This is a genomic window from Streptomyces sp. RKAG290 (genome assembly GCF_023701695.1).
Lineage (GTDB): Bacteria > Actinomycetota > Actinomycetes > Streptomycetales > Streptomycetaceae > Streptomyces.
On record NZ_JAJOZC010000001.1, the window covers coordinates 7650214 to 7655977 of the forward strand.

4 protein-coding genes and 2 pseudogenes are annotated in these 5764 nt (G+C 68.1%); 3 read left to right on the plus strand and 3 right to left on the minus strand.

Annotation, left to right across the window (positions count from 1 at the left end; genetic code table 11):
- Positions 1-247 precede the first annotated feature (247 nt).
- Positions 248-448 (plus strand): hypothetical protein, encoded by a 201-nt coding sequence (locus tag LNW71_RS33925; RefSeq protein WP_250971682.1) that lies wholly within the window; start codon positions 248-250, stop codon positions 446-448.
- Positions 449-725: 277 nt separating this feature from the next.
- On the opposite strand, the pseudogene LNW71_RS33930 reads toward LNW71_RS33925, so the two are convergent.
- The 3 genes and pseudogenes from LNW71_RS33930 to LNW71_RS33940 all read right to left on the minus strand — a co-directional run bounded on the left by LNW71_RS33930 (position 726) and on the right by LNW71_RS33940 (position 2990).
- Positions 726-1114, minus strand: a pseudogene (locus LNW71_RS33930) (SRPBCC family protein).
- A gap of 396 nt (positions 1115-1510) precedes the next feature.
- The gene (locus tag LNW71_RS33935; protein WP_250971683.1) at positions 1511-1870 is read right to left on the minus strand and encodes a hypothetical protein; all 360 of its coding nucleotides are present in this window, start codon (positions 1868-1870) and stop codon (positions 1511-1513) included.
- 187 nt (positions 1871-2057) lie between these two features.
- Entirely contained in the window at positions 2058-2990 is a 933-nt protein-coding gene (locus tag LNW71_RS33940; RefSeq protein ID WP_250971684.1) for an aminoglycoside phosphotransferase family protein, read from the minus strand.
- A 293-nt stretch (positions 2991-3283) separates the two neighbouring features.
- Between LNW71_RS33940 and LNW71_RS33945 the strand changes: the two are divergent.
- Positions 3284-4218 (plus strand): annotated as a pseudogene (locus LNW71_RS33945) (LysR family transcriptional regulator).
- Positions 4219-5141: 923 nt separating this feature from the next.
- On the plus strand, positions 5142-5360 hold the full coding sequence (locus LNW71_RS33950) for an MbtH family protein (protein ID WP_250971685.1): 219 nt from the start codon (positions 5142-5144) through the stop codon (positions 5358-5360).
- Positions 5361-5764: the final 404 nt, after the last annotated feature.

The following is a 5764-nucleotide window of genomic DNA, read 5'->3' on the forward strand; positions in this document are numbered from 1 at the left end:
AAAGTCCGGTCCCGCCCGTCTGGAGTCCCCTGACTGCTCGAATTCCTGGGCTGTCCGAGCGCACGTGCGCAGAGATCCAGCGCACCGAGCGCGAGCACGATGACTCCTGGGCAGGGCTGTGGGACGGTCTGTGGGACGGGGCGGTGGAAGCCGCGCTCAGGCAATACCGGGACTTCCTGCGGCAGCCCGGCCGATACCTGGACCTGTGCTTCCCAGCTTCCCCCATCCGGAGTCCGCCCTTGTCGACGTGGGGAATTCGCGGGACATCCTGCAAGAAGCGCTGTGTTCGCTGCCGCAGCCGTCCCGCGCCGAACTCCGGCGCGTGGTGGCGGGTCTGGACGCAGAGCTGCGCCGCCGGACCCTGCCCGACCCTCACGCCTACCGGCGTCTGCCATGGCACGGCGAATGGTGGCACCGGCGCCTCTACGACGGTGTGTTCCAGTGGTGAGCCGCTGCAGCCCTCACCCCTTCTCGCCTCAGCTCTGATGGGGCAGAGCCGAGTCGACCCGGTCAGACCTCTGGGAGGACCGGGCTGGCCGGTCCCACCCGGGACCGCAGTCGTTCGAAGGTGGAGCGGCCCTGGATGCCGAGGGCGAGGCCCCACCTCCCCAGGTCGGTCCCCCTGGCGTGGTCCCCGGCAACGCGGTGATCGCAGAGACCGTTTCCCGACGGGCTCGGGGCACACCGTCAACCGCAGTCGCTCCGGAGAGCGGACCCAGCAGACTTCAGGCTGCGTGGCGTTGGAGCGCCGCGGGCATGCTGGTCGTGATTTCGTCGCCCAGTCGCTCGAATTCACGTCGCAGGAAGGGATCGGCCAGTCGTGCGAGCCCGTGGAACCGGATGGTCGCCCGGTATGTGATGACGGTGGATTCCCGTCGGCGCGGAAGCTCAGGTCGTCGCGCGAGGTGGCGGTCTTGTTCTCGCCCACGAACACCAGGTGGTCGTCGGTCATGGTGACCAGCCGGTAAGTCAGTTCCGTACGGCGGCCGCGGAACTCGGAAACGTTGTGCCACTGTGCGCCCTCGGTGACAGGCCCACCGTCCGTGCGGGTGCACTCCTGCGTTCCGGGGTCCCAATCGACCGCATGGGAGAAGTCCGCCAGATAGCGCACCACCTCGGCCAGTGGGCGCTGGACCGTGACCTGTCGTTCCACATGAACCACGACTGCTTCTTCCCTTGAACTCTCGCGTAGGCGAACGGTGGGGCTGATCATCATGTACCCGCGGGCGCACATTTGCCTGGCGAACCGCGTGTGCCTGCTGATGTTCGATGCAGGTGGACGGGGTGTGGCGCGTGCGGGTGGATGCAGCCACGATCCGAAGGGTCCAGTGGCCGCGAAGCCGCTTGCGGTCCCGGCCCGATTCCCTAGGGCTTCAGTCAGTGGCTACCAGGGGTTATCCAGGAAGAGGGGCTGTCCAGGACGGCTCCGCCTCCGATGCAGTGATCCCGCCAGCCACGCCGGGATCGTCCCACCCGGGCCGGAGCGTCCCGCCTGCAAGCCCGCTCCGCCTCAGCGGAACTCGTGGATCACCTGGATCTCGCCGACAAGGTGGGCGTTGAAGTCGTCCAGCTCCTCGGCCGGAACCCAGAGCTCGAGGATCGTCTGCCCGCCGACCTGCTGGATGGGATACCGGCTCAAGAACTCCGACTCGACCTCGAAACGAGTGACGAAGCCGGCGCCATCGTGCTTCACGTTCCAGTCCCGCGCGATCCTGACCGCGTAGTCCTCGTTGAGGACCGGGTAGAAGATCGGCTGCTCTGACAGCCGGGGCGGCCAGGCACGCCAGTTCAGCTCCCGAACCAGATCCAGCTCCTTGGGACCGGTGGGGCGCCACAGGGTCGTCGTTGCTTGCCGGCTGGTCATCTGCATCGCTCTCTGAACGTAGGCCGCCGATACGGCAGGTCGGGAAACGGACGATACCGGCACCGCGAACTCGGCAGCTACGCGGTTTCCGCACCCTGGCCGGCTCCATGTCCAGCGGCTACGGGACAGCCTTTGGCTTGTCCAGTCCGATTCGGCCGGCAGAAAGCCGCAGCAGCTCCAGGGAGTTCACGTCCTATGCGTCCTCTGTGAGCAGCTCTGCCAGGCTGTCTGCGAAGGCGGTGAGCCAGTTCAGCCGCGTTCCTCGGCGTGCAATCGGGGTTCCGTGGCGGCGGCCCCAGAACGCGGCCTGGACAGCGTGGAACTGGGCCCAGCGCCGAGCCCGTTCGCGATCTACTTCCGCGGCCTCGGCGAAGACGTCCAGGTTTCGATGCACAGCCTTGCGTACGTCGACCGCTTCGATGAGTGTCAGCGCACGCGACTTGAGCAACGTTCCGCTGTCGTAAGCGGGGTCTCCCGCGTAGCCCTTGGGATCGACGGCGAGCCAGGACTCGCGGTCGGCGCGCAGAATGTTACTGGGGTGCAGGTCCCCATGGATCAAGATGTCCGGCTGGACGCGACCCAGTTCGCGCACGGTCGCCACGGCGGCGTCCACCACGCGAGGCGACAAGGCGTGAGTCAGTTCCCCGGCATCCTTGCGGAGCTGCTCCTCCCAGGCGTCGGCCTGCTCCCGCAGCCTGGGCAGGTGAGGCGGCGCGGGGATGGCCAGTCGGCGATTGATCCGTCCGGCCACCGTCGCCACCTCATCTTCGTCTTCGACCTCCGCCAGGGTGGACGCCTGTACCCGCTCAAGCAGCATCGCGAAACGCTCGTCGTCGCGCTCGTGCAGCAGGACGGCTCCGCGCCCGCCCCACGCGACGAACGCGTCCGGCTCATGAATGTTGCCGGGATGGGGAAACGACACCTTCACCACAGCGGTCGTCGCGTCGCGCCGTCGCACCGGGACGACGACCCCGACACCGCCGTGCACGACCTCGCCGTCCAGCCGGCATGCCCAGCGCCCCAGGAGGTTCTCCACGAGTTCGGGCAGTTCGGCGAGCCATGCCGTTCCGGGCGCTCCTTCACGCTCGACAGTGCTGCGCGCGAACACCTCAGGCACCTCGATCATTCGGGGCAGCCTACGCTCCGGCCCTCACCCGGGCCCCTCACGCGGACCGCCGCCCCGACCGTCCTCGAGCAGACCTCCCAGAACGCGAGCAGACCTCCCAGAACGCGCCCGCTCCTCATTGCCGAGCCGGCACCTCGCCTGCCGAGTACGTACAACCGACCCGCGAGAGAAGTAGGGAAGCGAGCACCACGGCTCAGTGCTCCTACGCATCGCATTCTCCGAAACGCGCGCCGAGACGCGCACCGTGGCAGCACCTGCCCACAACCAAAAGTTGTGCCCATAAGGTGTTGCCCATGGACTTCGACGCCGTCCGGACCTTCGCCGCCGCCGCCGACGCGGGGCAGTTCCAGGAGGCCGCCGCGGAGCTGGGGGTCACCCAGCAGGCCGTCTCCAAGCGCATTGCCGCACTGGAGCGCACCCTCGGAGTGCAGCTGTTCACCCGCACCCCGCGCGGCGCCGAGCTCACCATCGACGGGCAGGCCTTCCTGCCCCATGCGCGCGAGCTGCTGCGCGTCGCCGAGCGCGCGGTCGCGTCCGTACGTCCCGGCCGCCGCCCGCTCCGCGTCGACATGATCGCCTCGCGCGGGGCGGCTGCGGGCCTGCTGCGAGGCTTCCACCGCGCGCACCCCGAGATCGACCTCGACATCGTGATGCTGTTCGAGATCGAGACGGCCGTCGCCGCCATCCGGTCCGGTGCGATCGACGCGTCCTTCCGCGCTGTCGCCGTCCCCGGCCGGCCCCTTCCCGATGACGTCGAAGCCGTCCGGGTGCTCGACGAACCGCTCCAGCTTCTCACCGGGCCCGCCCACGCGCTGGCGGGCGCCCGGTCGGTGACCGTCGCTCAGCTTGCCGGGCACCGGATCTGGATGCCCGGCATCGTCCCCGGTACCGAGTGGGCGGCGTTCTACGACGACCTCGTGGCCGAATTCGGCCTCACCATCGAGGCGACGGGCCCCAACTTCGGCTCCGACGCGCTGCTCGACACCATCGCCGACACCCCTGCCCTGTCCACGTTCATGGGCGAGCACACCCGCCTCGTCTGGCCTGCCGACCACGGTCTGCGCCGCATCCCCGTGACCGACCCGACGCCCGTATACCCGCACTCGCTCCTCTGGCGTCGTGACAACCCCATCCGGCGCTGGCAGCCCTCCGCGCCTATCTCGCAGGCACCGCGGCCGACCAGGTGGCCGACGGGACCTGGACGCCTGGCTGGGTGATCTCGCGCTGAGCACTGCCGGGCGCCGCGCCAGCGGTTCCTTCGGCCGTGCCTGAGCCTGCGCGCCCACTTGGCGGGGGCCGCCATCGGGAATTCGGCGACGTCGGGCAGTCAAGAGAGCGGCCTGCGCCTTGCGGGGCGCTCGTCTCAGAGGTCGAAAGGCCTGCCGGCCGACCGCTGCACTGCTGCGCCGCTGTCCAACAGCGCTGACCGCTGTCCCGCTGCGCCGCTGTCCAACAGCGCTGTCCCGCTGTCCCGCTGTCCCGCTGTCCAACAGCGGGGTGCGGGTGGCGAGCCGGTGTGGAACCTCCGGTGCGGCCGACAGGTGTGCGCCCGAGCACCACCGCCTGGCAGCCGAGGGGAGGCCGCTCGGCCGCGTAGGCGATCGCTTCGTATACGGCGCAGCCGGCGTGGTCGGCATCAAGCCGGGCGACGGGCACCTGATCCGCCTGGCCGGGCGGGGCGCGCACCCGGCGCACGGGAGCGCGTTGTGATCTGTGTGTGTCGGTGAGTCTGCGGGCGCGCGCTGGCGGCTATCCGAATTTGATCGGTCCGTAATCAGTGATACTCGCACAATAGGGACACGGAGTGGCCGAATATTTCCGTTGAGGGCTGGTTGGCATATGTCTCGGGCGAGTCTCTGTCCGTGTTGGCTGATTGAGTACTCGTAAGTAATGGGCTGAATTTGCGTCTTTGGCCGTCGGGGGTCATCTATTGTGATTGTCGTGAGCGGGCGAAGTCGGGGAACCCCGGCTCGCTCACCGGCGTAAGGCCGGTATCTCGAGGCGTAACGGATCTCCGCCATGTGTGGCCGAGATCGCATCGCGAGGGGGCGGACGGCTCGGCGGTGGCTGCATGGAATTGAACGACGCAGCAGGCTGGAAATAACTGGTGAACATGCCGTGGAAAGTGCGAGAACGAGTGGGGGGACGGTCGTGACCAATCCTTTCGATGACGAGTCGGGACGGTTCGTGACGCTGGTGAATGGCGAGGGTCAGTACTCGCTGTGGCCGGCGCACATCGATATCCCGGGTGGCTGGCGCACTGGTGGACCGGAGGGGTCGCGTCAGGAGTGTCTGGATGCGATCGAGGTCGCGTGGAGCGACATGCGGCCCACCAGCCTGGTACGGGCGATGGAGGCCGACGCCGGATAGGGCGGCCTCCGCGCCGTCGAGCGCGTCGGGTGCCGCTACTGGGGCGGGCAGGTTCCGACCCTCCTGCCTGATCAACTCTGCTCCCATCCGAGCAGAATCGATCAAGCAGGAGGGGTAATCGGTCGTGCCTCGTCTGTAAGTGCTCGCATCGCGCCGCGTATGGCTTTCATGAATCATCGGTGGACGGTCTCGTGGCTCGTCCTTGATTACGTGAAGACAGTGGAGTGCCTTGCCGGGTGCCTGAGCCGGTAAGGCCGCTGTCAGTGCCTGATTTCATGGGTCCGGCGATGATCCTCTTCGCTTTCCCTGGCCCGTCGTAGGTGAGGGACGCCACACCGGCATGGCCGGTTTCGTCCTGCCTTCTTCGTCCCCCCAAAAACGTCTCCCCAAAGGTGTGGCTCGGC

Bases quoted from the DNA above. Each gene is read 5' to 3' on its own strand.
- LNW71_RS33935 (WP_250971683.1), bottom strand. From the start codon at position 1,870: ATGCAGATGACCAGCCGGCAAGCAACGACGACCCTGTGGCGCCCCACC.
- LNW71_RS33940 (WP_250971684.1), bottom strand. From the start codon at position 2,990: ATGATCGAGGTGCCTGAGGTGTTCGCGCGCAGCACTGTCGAGCGTGAA.